This is a genomic window from Methylophilus luteus (assembly GCF_042676265.1).
Lineage (GTDB): Bacteria > Pseudomonadota > Gammaproteobacteria > Burkholderiales > Methylophilaceae > Methylophilus > Methylophilus luteus.
In genome coordinates this window covers 499,212-521,206 of sequence record NZ_JBHTKB010000001.1, presented here as the reverse complement: position 1 = coordinate 521,206, position 21,995 = coordinate 499,212, and the positions used below count along the sequence as shown (strand labels likewise).

Here is a 21,995-nt window from a genome sequence, read left to right as displayed (position 1 = left end):
CCAGGAGATCACATCATGAGTTTTCAACAAGGTCTAAGTGGTTTGAACGCAGCTTCCAAACAGCTGGAAGTCATAGGTAACAACGTATCCAACGCTAACACCGTCGGTTTTAAACAGTCACGCGCCGAGTTTTCAGATATGTTCGCCGCTTCGCTGATAGGCAGTGGTGCGGCACAGATCGGTATCGGTACCAAGCTGGCCAATGTGGCGCAGCAATTTACCCAAGGTAACATCACTGCGACCAACAACACCCTGGATATCGCCATCAACGGCGGCGGTTTCTTCCGTCTGAGCAACAACGGTGCGGTGTCTTATACCCGTAACGGCCAGTTCCAGCTCGATAAAAACGGTTTTATCCAGACCAGTGATGGCAACCGCCTGATGGGTAACCCTGCCGGCAGCATGAACGGTTCATCCCCGGTCGAACTGCAGATCGATACCAGCGACCTGAAACCAGTGACCACCACCGAGATCACCGGCCAATTCAACCTGAACTCCGAAAGCCCGGTCATCGATCAAACCGTGCGCCCTTTTGATCCGCAAGACCCACAAAGCTATACCAACGCCACCGCCATTAAAGTCTATGATGACCTCGGCAATGCGCATAATATCCAGAGCTATTTCGTGAAAACTGCATCGAATAGCTGGCGTTTATACACCACGGCTGATGGCACCAACATCACCCCTGCCCCTGTGCCGGTCATGAACTTCTCCGGCACCGGTGTCTATGACACTGCCACCTCCACGGTTGGCAACATCACTTTCACGCCGACTACAGGTTCAGGCCCGGTCACTGTGGCTATGGATTATTCCAACAGCTCACAATACGGTGCAACATTCAGCGTCAACAAACAAAGCCAGGATGGCTACACTTCTGGCCGTATCGCCAGCTTTAGCGTGGGCGATGACGGTGTCATCCTCGGCCGTTATACCAACAATGAAACCAAGCAACTGGGTCGTGTGGTGCTGGCCAACTTTGCCAACCCAAATGGCTTGAAATCCCTGGGTGGCAACCAATGGCAGGCGACTAACGAATCTGGCGCTGAGTTGATAGGCGCACCTGGCACCAGCACCATGGGTGTGCTGCAATCGTCTGCCCTGGAAGACTCTAACGTGGACCTGACTGGCGAGCTGGTGAACATGATCACCGCGCAACGTATCTACCAGGCCAACGCGCAAACGATCAAGACCCAGGATCAGGTATTACAGACCCTGGTCAACCTGAGATAACTCGTTAACTAGACACTGACTTAACCCTGAATCTTAATATTGAATGACTGAGGAGCTGGTATGGATCGCCTGATTTACACTGCAATGACAGGGGCCAAACATATTCTTGAGCAACAGGCCACGACTGCCCATAACCTGGCAAACGCGACCACCACCGGCTTTAAGGCACAGGTAGATAGTTTCAGGGCGGTGCCGGTACTCGGCGACGGCCTGCCTACCCGCGCTTTTGTGGTGGATGCCACGGTAGGCACCGACTACAAATCCGGTGCCATCCAGCAGACCGGCCGCGAACTGGACGTCGCCGTCACCGGCGAAGGCTGGATCGCGGTGCAGCGTGCCGACGGTTCCGAAGGTTATACCCGCAACGGTGCGTTGAAGATCAATGAAAACGGCCAGCTGCAGACCTCTACCGGCCTCAATGTGATGGGCGATGGCGGCCCTATCAGCATTCCGCCGGATTCAGCCATTGCCATAGGCAAAGACGGCACTATTTCCACGGTCAGCAATTTAACCACTCCCAGCCCAAGCACCATCATCGCCAGGATCAAGCTGACCAACCCGCCGCCTAACACCATGAAACGCGCTGACGATGGCGTGTTCGTGACCAGCACTGGTCAGGCAGCACCGGCTGACGCCAATGTCACAGTTGCCGGTGGCGCGCTGGAAAGCAGCAATGTCAACGTAGTGGAAACCATGGTCAATATGATCAGCCTGGCACGTGGTTTTGAAATGCAAATGAAGATGCTGGAAAACGCGCAAAACAACGCCGGAAAAGCCGATCAACTCTTCAGTTTGAATGGCTAATGCCTGTATTACTATTCAGGTATGAAAATGGGTGACCCCTCAAGGAGCAAACAATGATACGTTCATTATGGATTTCAAAAACCGGTCTGGATGCGCAACAAACGCAAATGGACGTGATCTCACATAACCTGGCCAACGTCAGCACCAGTGGCTTCAAGAAATCACGCGCTGTATTTGAAGACCTGCTCTACCAGAACATCCGCCAGCCGGGTGCGCAGTCCTCACAGCAGACCCAGTTACCCAGCGGCCTGCAACTGGGTACCGGCGTAAAACCGGTGGCAACAGAGCGTATCTTTACCCAGGGTAACCTGCAACAGACGGATAACAGCAAAGATGTGGCTATCCAGGGTAATGGTTTCTTCCAGATTCTGATGCCGGATGGCAGCACTGCCTATACGCGCGATGGCTCTTTCCAGATGGATAGCCAGGGCCAGCTGGTGACTTCCAGCGGCTTTCCGGTGCAACCTTCCATCACTATCCCTGCCAATGCGCAAACATTGTCCATAGGCCGTGATGGCGTGGTTTCTATCACCACAGCGGACTCCACTGCTTCGACCCAGATCGGTCAGATCCAGCTGGCGACTTTTATCAACCCGACCGGCTTGCAGTCTAAAGGTGAGAACCTCTATGTAGAGACCACCGCTTCGGGCAACCCTAACACCAACACCCCTGGCTCTAACGGCGCAGGCTTGCTGCAACAGAACTACCTGGAAACATCCAACGTGAATGTGGTCGAAGAACTGGTGAGCATGATACAGACCCAGCGTGCTTACGAGATCAACAGCAAGGCCATCACCACCTCGGACCAGATGCTGCAAAAACTGTCACAAATGTAATCTTTGTTTGAAGGCTATTACTCTTTTAAAGACGAGCACCATGATACCCAGATCGATTATCAGCGTATTGTTTTTACTGGCACTCTCCCTGCTGGGTGGGTGCGCAGTCACGCCTTCCACCATCGTGCAAAAACCGGAAACCCCACGCACCACGCTGGCACGACCCGATGCACGCACCGAAGGCGCCATTTTCAATACTGCCGGTTATCGCCCTTTGTTTGAAGACCGCAGACCACGTTATGTCGGTGATATCGTGACAGTACGCATCACCGAGAACACCACCGCTAACAAGGCTTCTGACAACGGTCAGAGCAAGGATGGTTCAGTCGGCGCTTCTATCACCGGCCTGTTTGGTCATAACGTACCAAAATCAGCCTTTAACGCCACCTCTGGCCTGTCGTTCAAAGACAAAGCCAGTGCCGATGCCAGCAACAACTTCAGTGGTTCTGTCACCGCCACCGTGGTCGACGTATTACCTAACGGTTACCTGGTCATCAGCGGCGAAAAACAGATCGGCTTTGATAAAGCCACCGAGTATGTCAGGTTCTCCGGTGTAGTTAACCCGGACACCATCACTCTCGGCAACGAAGTGCTTTCTACCAAAGTGGCAGATACGCGTGTCGAGTATAGGTCCGCCAGCAAACTGGATGCTGCCGAGGCTTTCTCCATCTTTGCCCGCTTTTTTCTTAGCATGATCCCGTTATAGGAGAGTTGAACATGCCTAGCCTGTTTAACACATACACCCGTACTGCCAAGCGCCTGCTCAGCCTGCTGCTGGCTAGCAGCCTGGTATTGGCCACGCCTGTGGCGCACGCAGAACGCATCAAGGACATCAGCAATATCCAGGGCGTACGCGCCAACCAGCTGATCGGTTACGGTCTGGTCGTTGGCCTGGATGGCACCGGTGACATGACCACGCAAACACCCTTCACCGTGCAAAGTATCATCAGCATGATGAACCAGATGGGTATCACCTTGCCGCCTGGCACCAACCTGCAATTGAAAAACGTGGCTGCCGTGATGGTGACCAGCTCCCTGCCCGCCTTCGCCCAGCCTGGGCAGACGCTGGATGTGACGGTTTCATCCATGGGTAACGCCAAGAGCCTGCGTGGCGGCACTTTGCTGATGACACCGCTCAAAGGTGCTGATGGACAGATTTATGCCATGGGCCAGGGCAACCTGGTGGTAGGCGGCGTCGGTGCTGCAGCCAATGGCAGCTCGGCACAGATCAATCACCTGAGTGTAGGCCGTATTTCAGATGGTGCCACGGTTGAACGTGCCCTGCCTAATACCTTGCTGAATCAGGACCTGGTCAAACTCGAACTGAAAGATAGTGACTTCTCCACTGCCAATAATGTGGTAGAAGCCATCAACAAGAAATTCGGCCCTATGACTGCGCAGGCTGAAAGCGGCCGCGTGATCCAGGTGCGTCCACCGGAAACCATGAGCCGTGTCTCTTTTCTGGCCAACCTCGAAACCATCAACGTGTCACTGGCGGCAACACCGGCCAAGATCATCATGAATGCACGTACCGGTTCGGTGGTGATGAACAAGGCAGTGACGCTGGATAGCTGCGCTGTTTCGCATGGCAACCTGTCTGTGGTGGTGAATACTTCACCGGTGATTTCACAGCCTGGCCCATTCTCCAATGGCCAGACCGTCTCCACGGCTATTTCCGAGATCAATATCAACAAGGAACCAGGCAAAGTACTCAAGTTGAACAATGGTGCCAACCTGGCAGACGTGGTGAAAGCGTTGAATTCGATAGGCACTACGCCGCAAGACTTGCTGGCGATATTGCAGGCGATGAAAGCCGCAGGTGCGCTGAACGCCGAGCTAGAGGTCATCTAAACGAGTCCGCCATGCAACCACGTGTCGACCCTAACAGCCTGGCCATAGATGGCAGCGCGCTAAACGGCCTGAAGAACGCGAAGAGCGATTCACCTGAAGCCATACGCGCCGTCGCGCGCCAGTTTGAAGGCGTGCTGATGAACATGATGCTGAAAAGCATGCGCGACACCGTACCGCAGGATGGCATCACCGATAACGAACAAAGCAAGATGTTCATGGGCATGCTGGACCAGCAGCTGACCACCCAACTCAGCCAGAAAGGCATGGGCCTGACCGAAGTACTGGTCAGGCAATTGAGCAAGTTCAGCCCCAAACCGGCTGAAGAGGCTGACAAGAGCAAGACACAACTGCATGACTCTAAAAACAACCTGGTGAATGGCCTGTCTTCGAGCAACCCTTCTTCAGGCAAAGCGGTACTGATGCAGGCGGCACAGAAGATACGCGAAGCCTACCAGCAATGGGACGCCACCACGCCGGACACCAGCAAGACAGATGACGATACCGCCTGGGCGCGTGGCATACAGGAATTACCACCCCTGATAGAAGAAGCACAACAGAACGTGCAGAACCTGGTGGTACCGCAAGCACCGCTGACCACCGCCATGCGTGAAGTCGCCAACAAGACCCAGCAATTCATACAACGCATGTTGCCGCATGCGCAAGCGGCCAGCAGCGGTTCAGGTATCCCGGCTAAATTCATGGTAGGCCAGGCAGCACTGGAAAGCGGCTGGGGTAAACACGAGATCAAGACCAGCACCGGCCAAAACAGCCATAACCTGTTCGGTATCAAGGCCGATGCCAGCTGGAAAGGTAAAGTCGCCAATAGCGTCACCACCGAATATGTCAATGGCGTCAAGGAGACACGGGTGGAGAAATTCCGTGCCTATGACAGTTACAGCGACGCCTTTAAAGATTATGCCAAACTGATCTCGCAGAATCCGCGCTATGAACAAGCCATGAACAATACCCACGATGCCAGTGCGTATGCCCATGCACTGCAACGTGCAGGCTACGCCACTGACCCGCAATACGGCAAGAAACTGACCCAGGTGCTCAAGAATCTGCAAAGTTAGTATGAAGGAAGCACGGAATAATTGAGCGAGCGAGATGAAGTGCAAGGCGCACGCAACGCAGGAGCCGAGACAACTAACGAAGTGTTGCGGTGCAGGCTAACTCGCGTAGCGATGTTAAGCGTAGCGGCCGTAACCACAGTATGAGTATACGGCGAGGCTACGAGTAGCGTGTAACGCAGCAATTCGCTCGCGCAGACATTTATTCCGTGCTTCCTAAAGAATTAGAAAAAACTGCCGTTAGGCTTATTAATTGTAACTTTACATTGGTGTCTACCGTTCTGCAGGACGTAGGCACATGAGGGCTTTCAAGTATGTCCAACATATTAAATATCGGCAAAAGTGCTTTAAATGCAGCCCAGATCGGCATCTCCACCACCGGGCACAACATTGCTAACGCGTCCACCCCGGGTTATACGCGGCAGGTGATCGTGCAGGCGGCGTCACAAGCGCAGAACTTTGGCTACGGTTTTGTCGGCCAGGGCACCGACATCACCGGTATCAACCGCGTCTATAACGACACGCTGGCCAAACAATTACTGAATACTACTTCTACCAGCAGTGCCAGTAGCGCTTATTACAACAGCATCAACGAGATCAACGGCTTGCTGTCCGACTCGAATGCCGGTTTAAGCCCGGTCATGACCAAGTTCTTCAGTGCGGTCAGTGCGGCAGCCGCCAACCCGACTGATGTCGCTACGCGGCAAACGGTGCTGTCCTCAGCTAACTCGCTGCTGAACCGTTTTTCAGCGGTCAACAACCGGCTCGATGATATCCGCCAAAGCCTGAATACACAGGTTTCAGCCAGTGTGAACACCATCAACAGCTATGCGACTCAGATCTCGCAACTGAACCTGGTGATAGACAAGGCCATGAGTACCACCGGCAACCCGCCTAACGACCTCATGGACCAGCGCGACCTGTTGCTGACCAAGCTCAGCGAGCAGGTCAAAACTACCGTGGTCAAGCAGAGCAATGGCAATTACGATGTATTCATAGGCAACGGCATGCCGCTGGTGGTGGGTGATGATACCTATCCGCTGTATGCGCAATCGAGCTACACCTCGCCCAACCGTCTTGAGATCGCTTATGGCGATAAAAGCACACCCAAGATCATAGACAGCTCCACGCTGGCTGGTGGTGCACTGGGCGGTATCCTGGCTTTCAGGAACGAAACGCTGGATACGGTACAGAACCAGATCGGCCAGCTGGCGATCACGCTGGCGACACAGTTTAACGAGATGCAGCAAAATGGTTACGACCTGAACGGCACTGCCGGGGTGGCGATGTTCAACATCCCGCAACCGCAAACCACCAGCAGCACCAATAACGTGGATAAATCCAAGCTGGCCACCGCGACTTTTGTGCCGGGGCAATCGCAGCAATTGACCAGTAGCGACTACACGCTGAAATATACCGGTGGTCAGTACAATATCATCCGCAATAGCGATAAAGTGGTGACCAGCAGCGCGACCTTGCCGGTGACTGTCGATGGCATTGAATTCAATGTCAACACCACTACCCCGGCTGAAGGTGACGAGTACATGATACGCCCTACCCAGGGTGCGGCGAGCAAGATCACTCTGGCTTTTGATGATGTTGAAAAACTGGCACTGGCCGAACGCGTAGATAGCAATGGCAACGTGGTCGCCTTTAAAGGTGCCGGTGACAATACTAATGGTCTGCGCCTGGCCAAATTGCAGGATGCCGCCAGCGTGCGTCTGCTAGGCAGCAATGCCAACCGCTCTTATGCGCAGGCGTTTGCGCTGATGGTCAGCGCAGTCGGTACCAAAACCAACGAGATGATGGTCACCAGCAAGGCAGATGCGTCTGCGCTTGAAGGCGCTACCAGCGCCATGCAGTCTGAATCCGGCGTCAACATTGATGAAGAAGCCGCCAACCTGTTGCGCTACCAGCAAGCCTACCAGGCCGCTGGCAAAATGATGCAGATCGCCAGCCAGTTGTTTGATGTGCTGTTGCAGCTTGGCCAGTAACATTGTGAAGGATAGTGAATCATGAGAATCAGCACCAATACCATTTACCAGACCGGCACTAACCGCCTGATGGATCTGCAGAACGACCTCAGCAAACTCAACGAGCAGATCTCTTCGGGCAAAAAAGTGCGCACTCCGGCAGATGACCCGGTCGCCGCCGCGCGTATTCTCGAACTGACCAACTCGCAGAACCTGAATAACACCTATGCTGCCACGCGCAATGTGGCTAAAACAACGCTGGAAACCTACGAAACCAATATGACCAGCATCACCAACGTGATCCTGGACGCGCAGGCTTCTTTAGTCGCTGCCGGTAATGGTGCCTATAGCGACCAGCAACGCCAGAATATCGCCAGTGAGCTGCAAGGCCGCCTGGATAGCCTGATCGGCCTGGCGAATACCAAAGACGCACAGGGCAATTATATGTATTCCGGTCACAAGACCGACACCGTGCCATTCGTGTTGAATACCGGGACCGGTGACATGGATTTTCAGGGTGACACCGCAAAACGCGCGCTGCAAGTCGATGTACAACGCCAGATGCCTATCACTTATAGCGGCAGTGAGCTGTTCCAGGCCAACGGCAACGACCTGTTTGCCAACCTGAAAGACATGATCACCCTGTTAAAGACCCCTATCACCGACGCCACCACCCAGAAAACCTTTAGTGACGGGCTGGCAGACACCATCACCAAGGTGCAGGGCGTGCTTGACCAGGTATTGAATGTACGTGCAGACCTGGGCAGCAAACTGAATGAGATAGACACCCTCGATGTGACCGGCAGCGACATGGACCTGCAATACACTGCTTCCATCTCCAAACTGCAAGACCTGGATTACACCGAAGCACTGTCAGATCTGTCCAAGCGCAGTACCATACTGGAAGCGGCACAAAAGTCATATGTGCAGACCTCGCAGCTTTCGCTGTTCGCCTTTATTTAACAGCAATTTATGCCCAGCCTCAAATAAACGAGTAGCCCAAAACAAAAAAGACCCTTGCGGGTCTTTTTTGTTTGCTGCTAGTCATACGACTCAAGCGTTTCTGGATTTCCTGGCTACCATGCCGGCAACCATGATCAGGCCGCCAAATATCATGCCATAAGTACTTGGTTCTGGTACTGAGGTCACAAGCACGTTATCCAGCAAAGCCCCTATGTTATCACCGCCACCATTTTGAAACGATAGCGCTGTATTAGTCGGTGATAAAAAGGAAACTGTTTGAGAAAACTGCTGGAACACGGCAGTACTTGCCAAGGTATATTGCCATGACTGGCCACCAAAGTTCACGGTCACAGTATTTGAATCGCCTCTTTGACTGCCGGCGAGATCAAACTTGATGACATAGGTGCCCGCTGCAAAAATAGCATTGGTAGACAAAAGACCAGGACTAGAGTTAGAGCCGTCCAGATCGATGTATTTACCGTTGCTAGGAAAAAAATCATAAGGAGTATCCCCTATGATATCCACTGTACCACCTGTGACATTCCAACCACCAAAACTACTTGCGGAAGGTATTGCTGCACTGTAAGACTCAAAATCATCGGAAAAAACCACTGCAGCTGACGCAGAACCAATGCCTATGGCATTGATAGAGGCAGCCAATATCATGCTTGAAAGAACTTTCATCACATCTCCCCGAAAAAGTGCTTCATAGTGAAGTACCAGCGTGTTGATATTGAAAGTGCATCGCTGGCAACTCTGACAGGTGCCCCATTATTAACTGAGCGATTGCCGAAACGGACTAATGCCTGGCAGACGAGTATATTGACACACATTATATGGATTAGCTAGTACCCGTATTGACTAGCAGCGACGTCACTATCATGGCAGATAAAACCCTGCTGAAACAATGACTTGGGGAATGCTGAGAAAGCGTGTTTGTGACAGCGGCGGCAGCCGCGTCAGCGTATCACTTGCAGCATCAGTTGCTGTGCATCTATGAGCCAGCGGTTGACTGGGCTGACCAGTGACGGCAGGCTGAGCAAAGTCATCACCAGGCCGACCGAGATGGTGATCGGGAAACCGATACCAAAGATATTGAACTGCGGGGCGGCTTTGGTCAGTATGCCCAGCGCCATGTTGGTGATCAGCAAGCTGGCCACCACCGGCAATGACAATAACAGGCCCTGCGAAAAGATATGGCCGCCGAGTTCGGCGATCACCTGACTGTTCAGTTGCCAGTGTTCGAGCAGGATGGGCATGGTTTCAAAACTCTGCAACATCACCGCGACTACCATCAGATGCCCGTCCAGGCTCATAAATACCATCAGCGTCAACATGGTCAGAAACTGCGCCACCGCCATGGTCTGGCCTTCGGATTGCGGATCATAAAAGCTGGCAAAACCCAGCCCCATGCTCATACCCATCATAAAACCTGCCATCTCAACAGCGGTGAACATCAGCCGCATGACAAAGCCCATGCTGATACCTATCAGCATTTGCGCCAGTAATGAGAGCAGGCCCTGCCAGGACATGACATCGATGGCTGGCACCTTGATAGAAGGCAGGATAGCCAGCGTGATGACGAAACCTATGCCCAGTTTCATGCGATTGGGGATAGAAGGATGGCTGAACAGCGGCACCACTGCGATACAGGCCAGGATGCGGGTCAAAGGCCATAGCAGCTGCACTATCCATTGTTGCAGGTCAGAAGCATGGATGGTCAGCATGATGTGATTTGCGGGCGGGTAAGAATGCTGCTTAAAGCAATGTCAGGCTTAATTGACCAGCTGCGGGATCATGGTGAACACATGGTGCATATAATCCACCAATGTCATCAGCATCCAGTGACCAGCCAGCAATAGCATGGCCATCACCCCCACCAGCTTGGGAATAAACGACAGGGTCTGTTCGTTGATCTGCGTCGCCGCCTGGAAAATGCTGACCACCAGGCCTATCGCCAGTGCGGTACCCAGGATAGGCGCTGCCACCATCAGTGTGGTCTGCATGGCTTCACTGCCTATGGTTAATACTTGTTCAGGACTCATGGTTACTCCTTAAATCGCTATCGATGAACGCGCCAGCACGCGCCATTACATGACAAAACTTTGCGCCAATGACCCCAGGATCAGCTGCCAGCCATCAACCAGCACAAACAGCATCAGCTTGAAAGGCAAGGACACGATCGCCGGCGAGACCATCATCATGCCCATGGCCATCAGGATACTGGCCACCACCATGTCTATAATGAGAAAAGGGATGTAAATGGCAAAGCCGATCTGGAAAGCGGTTTTCAATTCACTGGTCATAAATGCAGGCACCAGGATGCGCAACGGCACTTCTTCCGGGTTATTGATGGCCTGGGTATGCGCCATATTGGCAAACATGGCCAGGTCATTCTCGCGGGTCTGCTTGAGCATAAAGCCTTTGAGCGGCAAGGCACCTCTGTCCAGCGCCTCTTGCATGGTGATCTTGCTCTCGGATAAAGGCTGGTAAGCATCGACATAAATCTTATCGAACACCGGGCCCATGACGAAAAAGGTAATAAATAGCGCCAGCCCGATCAGCACCTGGTTAGAAGGTGCCGACTGCGTGCCCAAAGCCTGGCGCAGTAAAGAAAGTACGATCACAATGCGGGTGAATCCTGTCATCATCAGGATCGCAGCCGGAATAAAGGTCAGCGAAGTGAGCAGGATCAGGGTTTGCAGGCTGAGGGTGTAATCCTGGCCGCCGCCTGCCGCTGGCGTGACTGAGCCTATGGACAAGCCTTCTGCCGCCCAGGCATGTGCTGGCCACAGCCAGATCAGGCCCAGCAGCAAGGGGAATAATATGAATTTCAATACAGAGATTACACGCATGATCAGCACACCCGGAGTTAAGTCATGCCGCCCATGGCCTGGCATGATTCAAAAGATGGAGACAGTGTACGCCAGCCTGCGCTGTTTCAAAGGCTGGAACTAAGCGACTCTAAGGCTTGTTTTTGAAGGATTTGACGGTGTGCTGCATGGCTTGTTGCAGGCGCACCGCGAATGAGGCTTGCATATCGACAGGTGAGCTGCTTGCCGCATGGCTTTGATTCTCTGCCACAGGCTCGCTGGACAATGGCGTGACTTCGCCGAGTGCGGTCATTTGCCCCTGGCCTACGCCGACTACCAGCCAGCGCCCGGCCACTTCCAGCACCACTACCCGCTCGCGTGGCCCCAGCTGTACGCCGCCGACCTGTTTGATCACGCCAGAATTAGAAAGACCCTGCCCCGGCAACACGCGCCGTAACACCCAGGCGATCGCGGCGATCACCAGCAACACGACCACGGTGCCAAACACCATACGGCCCAGGCTATCGCTGGCAGAAGGTGCTGCCGCAGCTTGCACCGCCTCAGCCGAAAACACGGCGGCAGGCCACAACAGGCTGAGTGTGGCGTATGCGAATGACTGGTAATGCTTCATATTTTGCAGGATCAACGGTTGAGTTTACGGATACGTTCGGCCGGCGTGATGATATCGGTCAGACGGATACCAAACTTGTCATTCACCACCACCACCTCACCCTGTGCGATCAGGCAACCATTGACCAGTACATCCATAGGTTCACCGGCCATGCCATCGAGCTCAACCACCGAGCCCTGCGCCAGTTGCAGCAGGTTCTTGATCGAGATCTTGGTACGGCCCAGTTCTACCGTCAGTTGTACCGGGATATCAAGGATGAAATCAATATCATTCTGCGTGCCTTCCAGTTTATTGTTGGCACTGAATTCGTTAAATACGGCAGTCTTGCTGGTCTGTTCCTGCAGGGCTGAAGACTCGGCCTGAGTCTGCTCAGCCAGTGCCGCACCCCAGTCATCTTCGGCGATGGTTTGCACATCACCGCTATCAGACACACCCATTGCAGCCATCGCTGCTTCCATATCATCATCAGCACTGTTACCAGTGGCGGGATCCATAGCCATTATGACTCTCCTTGCAATTGCTCTTGACTACCGTCAGCTCGAATTAATTTTTCAACTTTGAGGGCGTACTGCCCGTTAAATACCCCATAGCGACATTCCATCACCGGGATATTGTCTATCTGTCCTTCAATGGTGTCACTGATATTGATAGGAATCACATCGCCTGCTTTCAGTTCCAGTAAATCTGCCACCGTCATGCGGCGTGTCGCCAGGTTGGCGACTATCTCTACTTCTGCTGCCTGTATCTGTTGGGTCATCATTTTGACCCAACGCTTGTCACCACCGAGGTTTTCGCCCTGCAACGGTGAAGTCAGCAGATCCTTGATCGGCTCGACCATGGAATACGGCACGCAGAAATGCATTTCGCCGCTATTCGGCCCCAGCTCGATATTGAAAGTGATCGCCACCACCACTTCGTTAGGCGTGGCGATATTGGCAAACTGGGTATTCATTTCCGAGCGCAGGTATTCAAACTGCACCGGGTAGACTGGTGCCCAGGCCTTGGCATAAGAATCAAACATCAGGCTCAGGATGCGCTGTATGATGCGCTGCTCGGTCTGCGTAAAATCGCGGCCTTCTACCCGAGTATGAAAGCGGCCATCGCCACCAAACATATTGTCCACCACCAGAAACACCAGTGTAGGGTCCAGCACCATGACGCCGGTGCCACGCAACGGGCTCATGTGGATCAGGTTTAAATTGGTGGGCACCACCAGGTTGCGGATAAAGTCGGTGTACTTGATGATCCTGACCGGCCCTACCGACACTTCTACAGTGCGGCGCAAAAAGTTGAACAGCTCCACACGCAACAGGCGGGCAAAGCGTTCATTGATGATCTCCAGCGTCGCCATGCGGCCACGCACGATACGTTCCTGCGTCGCCAGGTTGTAGTCACGTACACTGGCCTCGTCTTTATCCGACGTGTCACTATCGTCATCACCCTCAACACCTTTGAGGAGCGCGTCGATTTCATCCTGTGATAGAAACTTGTCAGCTGACATGGTTACTCGCTATAAAACTGGGCTTAAACTGATCATTAAAAACAATGGCTTAGTTACTGGATCACAAAAGAAGTGAACAGCACCTGCGTCACCTTGAGTGGCTTGCCACTGGCGGTCAACGGTTTTTTCAACTCTGCCAGCAACTCCGCGCTTAACTGCGTCTTGCCTTCCGGTGTTGAAATATCGGTGGCTTTCTTGCTGGTCAGCAACAACAGTACGCGGTTGCGTAACACCGGCATCTGCGTCTTGAATTTCTCGGCCAGCTCGGCACCTTTGACTTCCACGGTCAGGTCCAGCTGTAAAAACTTGTCATCCGGGTCAGGCAACAGATTCACGGTAAATGTTTCAAATTGCACATAAGTCAAAGCGGTTTTAGGGTCCGCATGGCCTTCAGCCTCGGCTTCCTCTTCATGCTCGCCAGCTTCTGCTTCAGCCTCTTCACCCTCATGGGCAGGTTTAGCTTTGGCGTGATGGGGATCTTCCTTTTTCTGCATCAAAAAGAATGCAGCACCGCCGCCGGCAGCGGCCAATGCCAGTACCACCGCCAGAATGACGATTAATTTCTTCTTCGACTTGGGGGCTGCTGCTGCAGCTTCCGCCTTAGCGGGTTCTTGAGCCATTGCACAAAACCTTTCATGTGAACTTCAAAATAGCGTGAGAGTTTGTGACATTATGCCCATGGCCGGGCGGGAGGGATCGCTGAATAAAAGGCAGAATTCGGTGCTTAATCAGACTTTGTGCAGCGCCAGCCCGCAGACTGGCGCACTTGCTGGATGACTATCAGGCGAAAGTATCGACCAGGCCGCGTGCGACCCTGGTTTTCACTGCTGTCTGCGCAACGGCTGCGGCTTCAGTGTCAGTACCAGCCTCGGCCACCCTGCCGTTGCCTCTGGCGGATTGCTGTTCAAAATGCTGTTCTGCCTGCTGGCCGTTGCCAACAAAGGTGTTGCCCAGTTCCAGGCCTTGTGACTGCATACGGTCACGCAGATCCTGCATACCATCTTCCAGCGCCTGGCGTACCAATGGGTTATCGGTTATAAAACTGGTGTTCACTGACTGGTTATCCACTTTCAGTACGACCTGAATAGGCCCGAGGTCAGGTGGTGACAAGGTCAGGCTGGCCACATCGTCGCCGCTACCGACCATATTCAGCACATGCTGATTCATCGCGGTCTGCCAGCGCTCGTTGCCAAACGGGGTCGCCACTTGCGACATCAGCACATTTGAAGTCTGCGTCACGCCAGCTGCACTCAACCATGGGCTATTAGGCAAAGCCTGTGCCGCTGGCTGGGTAATACTATTCGTGCTTGCTGACTGCGTATCTATATTACCTGCCCTATCGACCGCTTTATCAGCAGCCACAGTTTCCTGCACCGCTTCGGCCACCGATTTGGCGATGTCCAGAGTTTCAGAGAATTGTGATTGTCTGTCAGCCGCAGGCAGCTCGGTGCCTACGCCTGCTGTTTTAGTTTCCGGGCTGATCTGTGCAGCCACACCGGTGGCCACGCTGGTATCAGCCGGCACCGTCACCGCGCTGGCGGTTGTATCCAGTTGCAGTTCGGCGGGTTGCAAAGTGGCTTCATCTGCCACACTGGTTAACGCGCTCTGCTCGCTGACGGCAGTCTGGCCTGCAGGCTGGCGCATCGCCAGCATGGTCTGCATCCACGGTGTCAGGCCTACCGCAGCCGGGTCGGTCGCTTGCAGGTCGGTAATCAGGCGTTTTTTATCTATAGGGGGTTCATTGAGGGCAGCCACGGTCTCGGTGCTGACAGCCGCCTCGTCTACCGGGTCGTTGGCAACCGCAGCCTGGTCCTTGGCATTTTTATCTTCTGCTTTGGCAGCGCCGGCTTTGGCTGGCTCTTTAGCGACAGTTGGTTCTTTAGAGGCATCTTTTTTGGCCAGCTTGGCAGATTCCTGTGCCGATTGCGCATGCATGGTCTCTTTTACCGGCGGGTTGTTCTTGGCAACTGCAGGCGTCGCCGGGTTGCTGGCAGGCTTGTTGGCCTGCTGCAATTGCTTGCGTAAAGCCTGGGCGAACTCATCAGACTGGTTTGCCTGATTCTCCTGCACTGGCGTATTGCCGGATGCCTTTTTCGCTGCATCCGCCGCGGCCAGGTTCAATAAGCTTGCAGAATTTAAAAATGCCATAGTTTTCTCCGCTACGATGCAAGGTTATAAAGTCGTGCGCTTGGCACGGCTGGCAAACTCATCCATCATTTTCTGATCACGCTTGCGCTCGACTTTCTCATGCAGGGTGTTTGCACGCGATATCAGCACTTCATACGACTTTTGTTTACGCTGTTTTTCCTGCAACAGCTGTTGCCGGTGCAGTACCACAGACTGTAATTGTTCGATTTGAGCATTTTGACTCTGCACCGCCGTTTCCAATTGCGAGAAAAAGCCCTGAAAATTGCGGTACAAATCGGCTTTGAGTCCTTTTTGCACGACGTGCTGCCACTGCTGCTCGTATTCCTGCTGATATTGCCCCAGCAATGTTTTCTGCTGCTGGCCTTGTTCCAGCTGCTTCATGGCCTGGGCCAGGGCCTGCATGGCTGCTTCTACCTCATCGCCAGCCAGCTGGCTGAGCAGGGTCAATGTCTGTGTCGATTGTCTGGCCATGGCTGCTGCTTACTTAAGACACCACTTGCGCCAGATGCTGCAGGCTGAACTGCATATCTGCACATTCGTGTATATCCTGCTGCAGAAAGTCATTGATCTGGTCACGTTTTTTGATCGCGATATCCAGCATGGGATCGGCACCGGCCTGGTAGGCACCCACGGCGATCAGGTCCTGGTTACGCAGATAACGTGAGTACAGCTGCTTGAGCAAGCGTGCCTGCTGCTGGTGCTCGCTGCTGGTGATGTTGTGCATGGCGCGGCTGATAGACTGTTCGATATCAATGGCCGGATAATGCCCGCTCTCGGCCAGCGTGCGGTTGAGCACGATGTGGCCATCGAGAATGGCGCGCGCAGAATCGGCGATTGGGTCCTGCTGGTCATCACCTTCGGTCAGCACCGTGTAAAAAGCGGTGATAGAACCTTCGCCGCGTGCGCCGTTACCGGTGCGTTCGACCAGCGCCGGCAATTTGGCAAAGACAGAAGGCGGATAGCCTTTGGTGGCCGGTGGCTCACCGATGGCCAAGGCGATCTCGCGCTGGGCCATGGCATAACGGGTCAGTGAATCCATGATCAGCAAAACATTCTTGCCCTGCTGGCGGAAACGTTCGGCAATGGTGGTCGCATAGCTCGCACCCTGCAAGCGCATCAATGCCGAGACGTCGGCCGGGGCAGCCACCACCACTGAGCGGGCCAGGCCTTCAGGGCCTAATATCTGTTCGATAAACTCCTGTACTTCACGGCCGCGCTCACCGATCAGGCCGACCACGATCACATCAGCTGTAGTGTAACGCGCCATCATGCCCAGCAGCACGCTCTTACCGACGCCGGAACCGGCAAACAGGCCCAGGCGCTGTCCGCGCCCTACTGTCAGCATGGCGTTAATGGCGCGCACGCCTACGTCCATGGTTTCTTCTATAGGTGCACGCATCAGCGGGTTGATCACACGGCCACTCAAAGGTGCGGTGATATCAGTCACTATAGGCCCCAAGCCATCCAGCGGAATGCCGGCGGCATCGACGACACGGCCCAGCAGGCCATCCCCGACCGGAAAGTGGCGTGCGCGGTCTTGCGCACGGCGACGCGGCGGACGGCCGAACTGCGGTTTAGGCAGCGTATCGGTCACATCCATACTGAATACTTTGGCGCCAGGCACCACGCCTTCCACTGCCGTTTGTGGCATCAGCAGCAGGTTTTCGCCATCAAAGCCGACCACTTCGGCTTCAACGCGGCCACCATCTTGCAAGGGGATATAACAGGCGCCGCCTATAGGCATCTTGATGCCGGTAGCGACCATGACCAGGCCGGTGACTTTGATGATACGTCCGGCGACTTCCAGCGGTTCGACCAGATTGATGATCTCGCGGCAATCTTTGAGATAACTTTGCCAGCGCTGGCTGTGTATATTATCCGGGTCTATGTTGGCGGTGTTGCTTTGCGGTGTTTTGTTCGGTGCCTCAGGCGTGGCAGGCTGGGCTTCAGCAGCGGCAGGCTGGGCGGCAGGGTCCACTGCAGCGGGAACTTCAGATTGCAGGTCAGCATCGGGTGCAGTGGTCATGTTTTATATCACTCTTAGTGCGGGACAACATCAGGGGTGGCTAGTATGCGTTTGTTACTCATTGCCTGCTACTGGTTTGTGCCAGTCATCATAGCGTGACAAACCTTGCACCAGCCGTTTCCAGCGCATCTCGTTGGTCGCGTCTATCTGGTTCTCGGCGGTTTCTACCAGACAGCCGCCACGTTCGATCTGGCTATCTTCCACCAGCTGCCAGCCCTGGTCTTTCAACTGTTCGGCGATGCTGGCACGCAGGATCTTGGCATCTTCATGATGCACGATCACGCGCGCTGGCTGTTTGACCTGTGGCAGGTATTGCATGGCATCCAGCACCACCGGCAATATGCTGTTAGCATCGGCTTGCAGCTTGCTTTTGAGCATGGCTTTGGACAGTTCCAGCGCCAGGGTCAGCACCGATTCGGCGATCGCTACATCCTGCATGGACAGCGCCTGCTGGAAATTGGCTGACAATTGCAGCAATTGCGCGCGCTCAGTTTCAATCTCAGTCTGCGCTTTGCCCAGGCCGTCGGTATAGCCGGTCTTGAAACCTGCTTCGTAGGCTTCCTGCCTGACCTGCTTGAGGATATGGCTGACCGTGCGTGCGTTCTCCTCTGCCTGCACCCGGTCACGCCTGACACGCTCGCTGGAAGACACATCGTCAAAACTGGCCATTTCCCAGCGTTGATAAGCGGTCAATTGTTCTTTGGGGGTTGCAGAGGCTACCATGGTTGAGTTTCCTTCAAGAATGCTTTACACATACTGCTCGCTGTCACCTTTGCCGGCCAGCATGATCTGGCCTTCATCGGACAAGCGTCTAACCGTTTGCAGAATGACTTTTTGCTGTGTCTCTACTTCAGACAGTTTGACCGGGCCGCGGCTTTCCAGGTCTTCACGCATCATATCGGCAGCGCGTGAAGACATATTGCGGAAGAATTTTTCGCGCATCTCTTCAGAGGTGCCTTTGAGGGCGACGATCAATACATCGGACTGCACTTCGCGCAGCAATACCTGTATGCCCCTGTCATCAATATCAATGATATTGTCAAACACAAACATCTGATCCATGATCTGCTGCGCCATGGCATCGTCATAACTTTTCAGGCCATCCATCAGTTTGGCTTCGTTCTCGCCGCTGAGGAAGTTCATGATCTCGGCCGCCGTTTTCACGCCGCCTATGGTCTGGCGTTTGAGGTTATCGTTACCGGCCAGCATTTTCAGCATGCCTTCGTTGAGCTCGCGCAATGCGGTAGGCTTGACGCTATCCAGGGTGGCGATACGCAAGATCACATCCTGGCGCAGTCGTTCGGTGAAATGGCCGAGGATCTCGGCAGACTGCTCTGCTTCCAGGTGTGACAGGATAGTAGCAATGATCTGTGGATGCTCGTTCTTGATGAAATCAGCCACGCTGAATGCATCCATCCACTTCAGGCTCTCAATACCGGCCGCGTCCTGTGACTGCGGGATACGGTTGAGCAGGTTGGAAGCTTTGTCATCGCCAAAGGCTTTCACCAGCACCGAGCGGATATAGCTGTCTGAATCCAGGCCAAAGTCGCTGCTGCCGGCAAAGTCGAGCATGAATTTCTCCAGCACTTCTTCCACTTCTTCTTTAGGCACCGGCTTCATGGAAGCCATGACTATGCCCAGCCGTTGTACTTCTTTGGGCGACAGGTGCTTCATCACTTCGGCCGCTTCATCCTCGCCGAGTGCCAGCATCAGAATAGCGCTTTTTGTTAAACCATCAGTCGCCATGACTATTTCTCCGCCGAAGTCCAGTTAGAAACAACATTGGCTACCATGCGCGGATTATCTTTCGCCACCTGTTTTGCCGCCTCCAGTGTCTGGTTCAAAGTACTGGCACCAGGTAATGCTGGCGATTCGCCGCTCAGCGTCACCAGTGCATCTTCTTCGCTAGCACCTTCTGCACCTGGCAGCGCAGGCGCACCTGCCACCAGTTCAAGTTGTTTTTTATCTTTGCCTGTCAGTTTATTGGACAAAGGCTTGAGCAATTTTTTGTAGATCATCAGCAAGACGATGATGCCAGCGATAAAGCGCAAGGCGTCCTTGCCATACTCTATCGCTATCGGGTCTTTCCATAATGGCGGTTCGACCAGTTTTTCCTGCGCTTCGCTGACAAATGGCGTGTTCACCACAGAGATAGTGTCACCACGCTCGCGGTTGAAACCCATGGCCTGCATGGCCAGGTCACTCACCTGTTGTTTTTCGGCCGCATTCAGGGCACGGAAAGTGGTTTTGCCAGTGCTGTCGACGACCGGGATATGGTTGACCACGACAGCGACATGCAAGCGTTTCACGCCACCTTTGGCTTGCTGCACATAGCTGATGGTCTTATCCAGCTCGTAGTTAGTGGTAGTGTCTTTTTGTGTGTTTTGTGGCGGTGCCGGCGCAGCAGCAGGCGGCGCATTCTCACCATCCACCTGGGCACCTGGCGCATTGATAGGCGCGGTCGCTTCACCCGGTGGCTGGTTAGACACAGCACCAGGCACAGCACCGTTGGCACCACTGCTGCTTTGTGACTCATGATTCTGCGCGCTACGCACAGCCATGTCTTCAGGCTTGCTGTTAGGTTTGTAACTTTCGTTGGCCTGCTCGGTGTTTGAAAAATCGATTTCGGCACTGGCTTCAGCGTGTACATTCTTGGCACCTACGATAGGTGTGATGATAGATTCCACACGTCTGGCGATGCTGCTTTGCATGTTTTCCACATAGGCCATCTGCTCGGGGTCCAGCCCGTTCTGTTTCGCCTTGTTGGCATTATCAGACAGCAGGTTGCCGTTCTGGTCGACCACGGTGACATGGTCTGCCGAAAGGTTAGGCACGCTGCTGGCCACCAGGTGGACCACGGCAGCGACCTGCTGGCCATCCAGGCGGCGGCCATTATGCAGATTCAATAATACAGAAGCAGTCGGGTATTGCTGTTCGCGTACAAACACGCTGGGTTTAGGGATAGCCAGGTGGATACGGGCTGCCTGCACTGCCGAGATAGACTGTATGCTGCGCTCCAGCTCACCTTCCAGGCCACGCTGGAAATTCACCTGTTCTACAAATTGCGAGACGCCGAATTTCTGGTTCTCCAGCAATTCAAAGCCTATATTGCCACCTTTAGGCAAACCTTGTGCCGCCAGTTTCAGGCGTACCTGATGCACCTGGTCGGCCGGGATCATGATGGCACTGCCACCTTCGGAGAATTTATAAGGGATATTCAGTTTGTCGAGTTCGGCAACGATGGCACCGCCATCTTTGTCGGCAAAGTTGGAAAACAGCACACGGTAGTCCGGTTTCTGGCTCCATAGCCAGAACACCACCATGACCGCAACCACAGCGGCTATACCGGCAACAAGCATCAACTTCTGGCCCAGTTGACCGAACATATTCGGCGCAACGCTCCCAGGTTCTATATTTGTCGCCAGTGCGGCATCAGCAGCAGCCATCTAACTCTCCATGTTTACGACCTGCACAGCAGCATGTCGTATGTCTTGAAACTGAATGCCGGAAATACAGCATTCACCCATGGAACACATTATGCGCCTGACTGCCAAATTCAAATTGGCAAATAAGACGGCTTAATCTCGCCTATTTTTGAGAGCGAGTCAGAGATCGCAATGTTAAAGTGGCTCCATTGTCATTAAAGGGTGCTTACACCCGATTTAAGGAAAGGAGACCAACATGAGCGTAGGCGGTATAGATGCACAACGCATTTCGTCCATGCTGGCACAATTACGTGCAGCAGCACAAAAGCCTGAAGGTCTGGGCAGTGGTGCGACCCAGGCACTCAACGCGGTCAATAAACCCACCGCTGCCAGCCCCACCAGCCAGGTCAGCTTTAGCGACGCCCTCAAATCCTCGCTGGATTCAGTCAACAATATGCAACTGCAATCAGAAAAGCTGGGCCAGGACTTTGCCATGGGCAACGATAACGTCAGCCTGTCTGATGTCATGATCTCGGGCCAGAAAGCCAACATCGCCTTTCAGGCCACAGTGCAAGTACGTAATAAACTGGTCAGTGCCTACCAGGATATGATGAATATGCAGGTGTAAAACCTGCGTCAGCTTAGCCGCAACTAGGGTCTAGCCTCTACACCAAAGGCGCTTCGCGCACCTTAAATCATAAAATCATACTAGCGGCGCTTCGCG

Annotated in this window: 23 protein-coding genes; 9 read left to right on the top strand and 14 right to left on the bottom strand. The window is 53.8% G+C overall.

The genetic code is table 11. The features are described from left to right. Window positions 1–15 precede the first annotated feature (15 nt). The 8 genes from flgE to flgL all read left to right on the top strand — a co-directional run bounded on the left by flgE (window position 16) and on the right by flgL (window position 8,727). On the top strand, window positions 16–1,230 hold the full coding sequence (flgE, locus tag ACFQ1Z_RS02255) for a flagellar hook protein FlgE (protein WP_379055216.1): 1,215 nt from the start codon (window positions 16–18) through the stop codon (window positions 1,228–1,230). Window positions 1,231–1,290: 60 nt separating this feature from the next. Continuing rightward, window positions 1,291–2,034, top strand: a complete 744-nt coding sequence (flgF, locus tag ACFQ1Z_RS02250; RefSeq protein ID WP_379055214.1) for a flagellar basal-body rod protein FlgF — start codon at window positions 1,291–1,293, stop codon at window positions 2,032–2,034. Window positions 2,035–2,087: 53 nt separating this feature from the next. Beyond that, window positions 2,088–2,870: a flagellar basal-body rod protein FlgG gene (gene flgG / locus ACFQ1Z_RS02245; protein WP_379055212.1), complete on the top strand. Its 783-nt coding sequence runs from the start codon at window positions 2,088–2,090 to the stop codon at window positions 2,868–2,870. A 40-nt stretch (window positions 2,871–2,910) separates the two neighbouring features. Beyond that, window positions 2,911–3,576 carry a flagellar basal body L-ring protein FlgH gene (locus tag ACFQ1Z_RS02240; RefSeq protein WP_379055210.1) on the top strand — a complete coding sequence of 222 codons (666 nt, stop codon included), beginning with the start codon at window positions 2,911–2,913 and terminating at the stop codon, window positions 3,574–3,576. A gap of 11 nt (window positions 3,577–3,587) precedes the next feature. Beyond that, a complete protein-coding gene (locus ACFQ1Z_RS02235) occupies window positions 3,588–4,721 on the top strand; it encodes a flagellar basal body P-ring protein FlgI (RefSeq protein ID WP_379055208.1) in 1,134 nt (377 codons plus the stop codon). Window positions 4,722–4,732: 11 nt separating this feature from the next. Then, on the top strand, window positions 4,733–5,794 hold the full coding sequence (gene flgJ / locus ACFQ1Z_RS02230) for a flagellar assembly peptidoglycan hydrolase FlgJ (RefSeq protein WP_379055206.1): 1,062 nt from the start codon (window positions 4,733–4,735) through the stop codon (window positions 5,792–5,794). Between the two features lie 311 nt (window positions 5,795–6,105). Next, a complete protein-coding gene (gene flgK, locus ACFQ1Z_RS02225; RefSeq protein ID WP_379055204.1) occupies window positions 6,106–7,785 on the top strand; it encodes a flagellar hook-associated protein FlgK in 1,680 nt (559 codons plus the stop codon). A gap of 21 nt (window positions 7,786–7,806) precedes the next feature. After that, entirely contained in the window at window positions 7,807–8,727 is a 921-nt protein-coding gene (flgL, locus tag ACFQ1Z_RS02220) for a flagellar hook-associated protein FlgL (protein ID WP_379055202.1), read from the top strand. A 90-nt stretch (window positions 8,728–8,817) separates the two neighbouring features. On the opposite strand, the gene ACFQ1Z_RS02215 is transcribed toward flgL, so the two are convergent. From ACFQ1Z_RS02215 to fliF, 14 genes are all read right to left on the bottom strand, one after another. Beyond that, a complete protein-coding gene (locus ACFQ1Z_RS02215) occupies window positions 8,818–9,411 on the bottom strand; it encodes a PEP-CTERM sorting domain-containing protein (protein ID WP_379055200.1) in 594 nt (197 codons plus the stop codon). Between the two features lie 275 nt (window positions 9,412–9,686). After that, complete coding sequence (gene fliR, locus ACFQ1Z_RS02210) at window positions 9,687–10,454, bottom strand: flagellar biosynthetic protein FliR (RefSeq protein ID WP_379055198.1); 768 nt, start codon at window positions 10,452–10,454, stop codon at window positions 9,687–9,689. A 48-nt stretch (window positions 10,455–10,502) separates the two neighbouring features. Further along, the gene (fliQ, locus tag ACFQ1Z_RS02205; RefSeq protein WP_379055196.1) at window positions 10,503–10,772 is read right to left on the bottom strand and encodes a flagellar biosynthesis protein FliQ; all 270 of its coding nucleotides are present in this window, start codon (window positions 10,770–10,772) and stop codon (window positions 10,503–10,505) included. Between the two features lie 45 nt (window positions 10,773–10,817). Beyond that, window positions 10,818–11,582 carry a flagellar type III secretion system pore protein FliP gene (fliP, locus tag ACFQ1Z_RS02200; RefSeq protein ID WP_379055194.1) on the bottom strand — a complete coding sequence of 255 codons (765 nt, stop codon included), beginning with the start codon at window positions 11,580–11,582 and terminating at the stop codon, window positions 10,818–10,820. Window positions 11,583–11,691: 109 nt separating this feature from the next. Next, entirely contained in the window at window positions 11,692–12,171 is a 480-nt protein-coding gene (fliO, locus tag ACFQ1Z_RS02195; RefSeq protein ID WP_379055192.1) for a flagellar biosynthetic protein FliO, read from the bottom strand. Window positions 12,172–12,182: 11 nt separating this feature from the next. Beyond that, the gene (gene fliN / locus ACFQ1Z_RS02190) at window positions 12,183–12,671 is read right to left on the bottom strand and encodes a flagellar motor switch protein FliN (RefSeq protein ID WP_379055190.1); all 489 of its coding nucleotides are present in this window, start codon (window positions 12,669–12,671) and stop codon (window positions 12,183–12,185) included. Continuing rightward, window positions 12,671–13,672: a flagellar motor switch protein FliM gene (gene fliM, locus ACFQ1Z_RS02185; protein ID WP_379055188.1), complete on the bottom strand. Its 1,002-nt coding sequence runs from the start codon at window positions 13,670–13,672 to the stop codon at window positions 12,671–12,673. The genes fliN and fliM overlap by 1 nt, the downstream gene beginning before the upstream one ends. Window positions 13,673–13,725: 53 nt before the next feature. Next, window positions 13,726–14,292, bottom strand: coding sequence for a flagellar basal body-associated FliL family protein (locus ACFQ1Z_RS02180; protein ID WP_379055186.1), 567 nt, complete (start codon window positions 14,290–14,292; stop codon window positions 13,726–13,728). 160 nt (window positions 14,293–14,452) lie between these two features. Next, a complete protein-coding gene (locus ACFQ1Z_RS02175) occupies window positions 14,453–15,820 on the bottom strand; it encodes a flagellar hook-length control protein FliK (protein WP_379055184.1) in 1,368 nt (455 codons plus the stop codon). Between the two features lie 24 nt (window positions 15,821–15,844). Then, window positions 15,845–16,291 (bottom strand): flagellar export protein FliJ, encoded by a 447-nt coding sequence (fliJ, locus tag ACFQ1Z_RS02170; protein ID WP_379055182.1) that lies wholly within the window; start codon window positions 16,289–16,291, stop codon window positions 15,845–15,847. 13 nt (window positions 16,292–16,304) lie between these two features. Next, window positions 16,305–17,846 carry a flagellar protein export ATPase FliI gene (gene fliI / locus ACFQ1Z_RS02165; RefSeq protein ID WP_379055180.1) on the bottom strand — a complete coding sequence of 514 codons (1,542 nt, stop codon included), beginning with the start codon at window positions 17,844–17,846 and terminating at the stop codon, window positions 16,305–16,307. 54 nt (window positions 17,847–17,900) lie between these two features. Continuing rightward, the gene (locus ACFQ1Z_RS02160) at window positions 17,901–18,569 is read right to left on the bottom strand and encodes a FliH/SctL family protein (protein ID WP_379055178.1); all 669 of its coding nucleotides are present in this window, start codon (window positions 18,567–18,569) and stop codon (window positions 17,901–17,903) included. Window positions 18,570–18,593: 24 nt separating this feature from the next. Further along, complete coding sequence (fliG, locus tag ACFQ1Z_RS02155) at window positions 18,594–19,592, bottom strand: flagellar motor switch protein FliG (RefSeq protein ID WP_379055176.1); 999 nt, start codon at window positions 19,590–19,592, stop codon at window positions 18,594–18,596. Window positions 19,593–19,594: 2 nt separating this feature from the next. Next, on the bottom strand, window positions 19,595–21,292 hold the full coding sequence (fliF, locus tag ACFQ1Z_RS02150; RefSeq protein ID WP_379055174.1) for a flagellar basal-body MS-ring/collar protein FliF: 1,698 nt from the start codon (window positions 21,290–21,292) through the stop codon (window positions 19,595–19,597). A gap of 235 nt (window positions 21,293–21,527) precedes the next feature. On the opposite strand from fliF, the gene fliE reads away from it, so the two are divergent. After that, window positions 21,528–21,899 carry a flagellar hook-basal body complex protein FliE gene (fliE, locus tag ACFQ1Z_RS02145; RefSeq protein ID WP_379055172.1) on the top strand — a complete coding sequence of 124 codons (372 nt, stop codon included), beginning with the start codon at window positions 21,528–21,530 and terminating at the stop codon, window positions 21,897–21,899. Window positions 21,900–21,995: the final 96 nt, after the last annotated feature.

Excerpts from the sequence above, each read along its gene's own strand:
- fliJ (WP_379055182.1), bottom strand. The coding sequence starts at position 16,291 with ATGGCCAGACAATCGACACAGACATTGACCCTGCTCAGCCAGCTGGCT.
- ACFQ1Z_RS02160 (WP_379055178.1), bottom strand. The coding sequence starts at position 18,569 with ATGGTAGCCTCTGCAACCCCCAAAGAACAATTGACCGCTTATCAACGC.
- fliR (WP_379055198.1), bottom strand. The coding sequence starts at position 10,454 with ATGCTGACCATCCATGCTTCTGACCTGCAACAATGGATAGTGCAGCTG.
- flgL (WP_379055202.1), top strand. The coding sequence starts at position 7,807 with ATGAGAATCAGCACCAATACCATTTACCAGACCGGCACTAACCGCCTG.
- ACFQ1Z_RS02240 (WP_379055210.1), top strand. The coding sequence starts at position 2,911 with ATGATACCCAGATCGATTATCAGCGTATTGTTTTTACTGGCACTCTCC.
- fliE (WP_379055172.1), top strand. The coding sequence starts at position 21,528 with ATGAGCGTAGGCGGTATAGATGCACAACGCATTTCGTCCATGCTGGCA.
- ACFQ1Z_RS02175 (WP_379055184.1), bottom strand. The coding sequence starts at position 15,820 with ATGGCATTTTTAAATTCTGCAAGCTTATTGAACCTGGCCGCGGCGGAT.
- fliO (WP_379055192.1), bottom strand. The coding sequence starts at position 12,171 with ATGAAGCATTACCAGTCATTCGCATACGCCACACTCAGCCTGTTGTGG.
- fliQ (WP_379055196.1), bottom strand. The coding sequence starts at position 10,772 with ATGAGTCCTGAACAAGTATTAACCATAGGCAGTGAAGCCATGCAGACC.
- fliP (WP_379055194.1), bottom strand. The coding sequence starts at position 11,582 with ATGCGTGTAATCTCTGTATTGAAATTCATATTATTCCCCTTGCTGCTG.
- fliM (WP_379055188.1), bottom strand. The coding sequence starts at position 13,672 with ATGTCAGCTGACAAGTTTCTATCACAGGATGAAATCGACGCGCTCCTC.
- flgF (WP_379055214.1), top strand. The coding sequence starts at position 1,291 with ATGGATCGCCTGATTTACACTGCAATGACAGGGGCCAAACATATTCTT.
- flgG (WP_379055212.1), top strand. The coding sequence starts at position 2,088 with ATGATACGTTCATTATGGATTTCAAAAACCGGTCTGGATGCGCAACAA.
- flgJ (WP_379055206.1), top strand. The coding sequence starts at position 4,733 with ATGCAACCACGTGTCGACCCTAACAGCCTGGCCATAGATGGCAGCGCG.
- ACFQ1Z_RS02180 (WP_379055186.1), bottom strand. The coding sequence starts at position 14,292 with ATGGCTCAAGAACCCGCTAAGGCGGAAGCTGCAGCAGCAGCCCCCAAG.
- fliF (WP_379055174.1), bottom strand. The coding sequence starts at position 21,292 with ATGGCTGCTGCTGATGCCGCACTGGCGACAAATATAGAACCTGGGAGC.
- ACFQ1Z_RS02235 (WP_379055208.1), top strand. The coding sequence starts at position 3,588 with ATGCCTAGCCTGTTTAACACATACACCCGTACTGCCAAGCGCCTGCTC.
- fliN (WP_379055190.1), bottom strand. The coding sequence starts at position 12,671 with ATGGCTATGGATCCCGCCACTGGTAACAGTGCTGATGATGATATGGAA.
- ACFQ1Z_RS02215 (WP_379055200.1), bottom strand. The coding sequence starts at position 9,411 with ATGAAAGTTCTTTCAAGCATGATATTGGCTGCCTCTATCAATGCCATA.
- fliI (WP_379055180.1), bottom strand. The coding sequence starts at position 17,846 with ATGACCACTGCACCCGATGCTGACCTGCAATCTGAAGTTCCCGCTGCA.
- flgE (WP_379055216.1), top strand. The coding sequence starts at position 16 with ATGAGTTTTCAACAAGGTCTAAGTGGTTTGAACGCAGCTTCCAAACAG.
- flgK (WP_379055204.1), top strand. The coding sequence starts at position 6,106 with ATGTCCAACATATTAAATATCGGCAAAAGTGCTTTAAATGCAGCCCAG.
- fliG (WP_379055176.1), bottom strand. The coding sequence starts at position 19,592 with ATGGCGACTGATGGTTTAACAAAAAGCGCTATTCTGATGCTGGCACTC.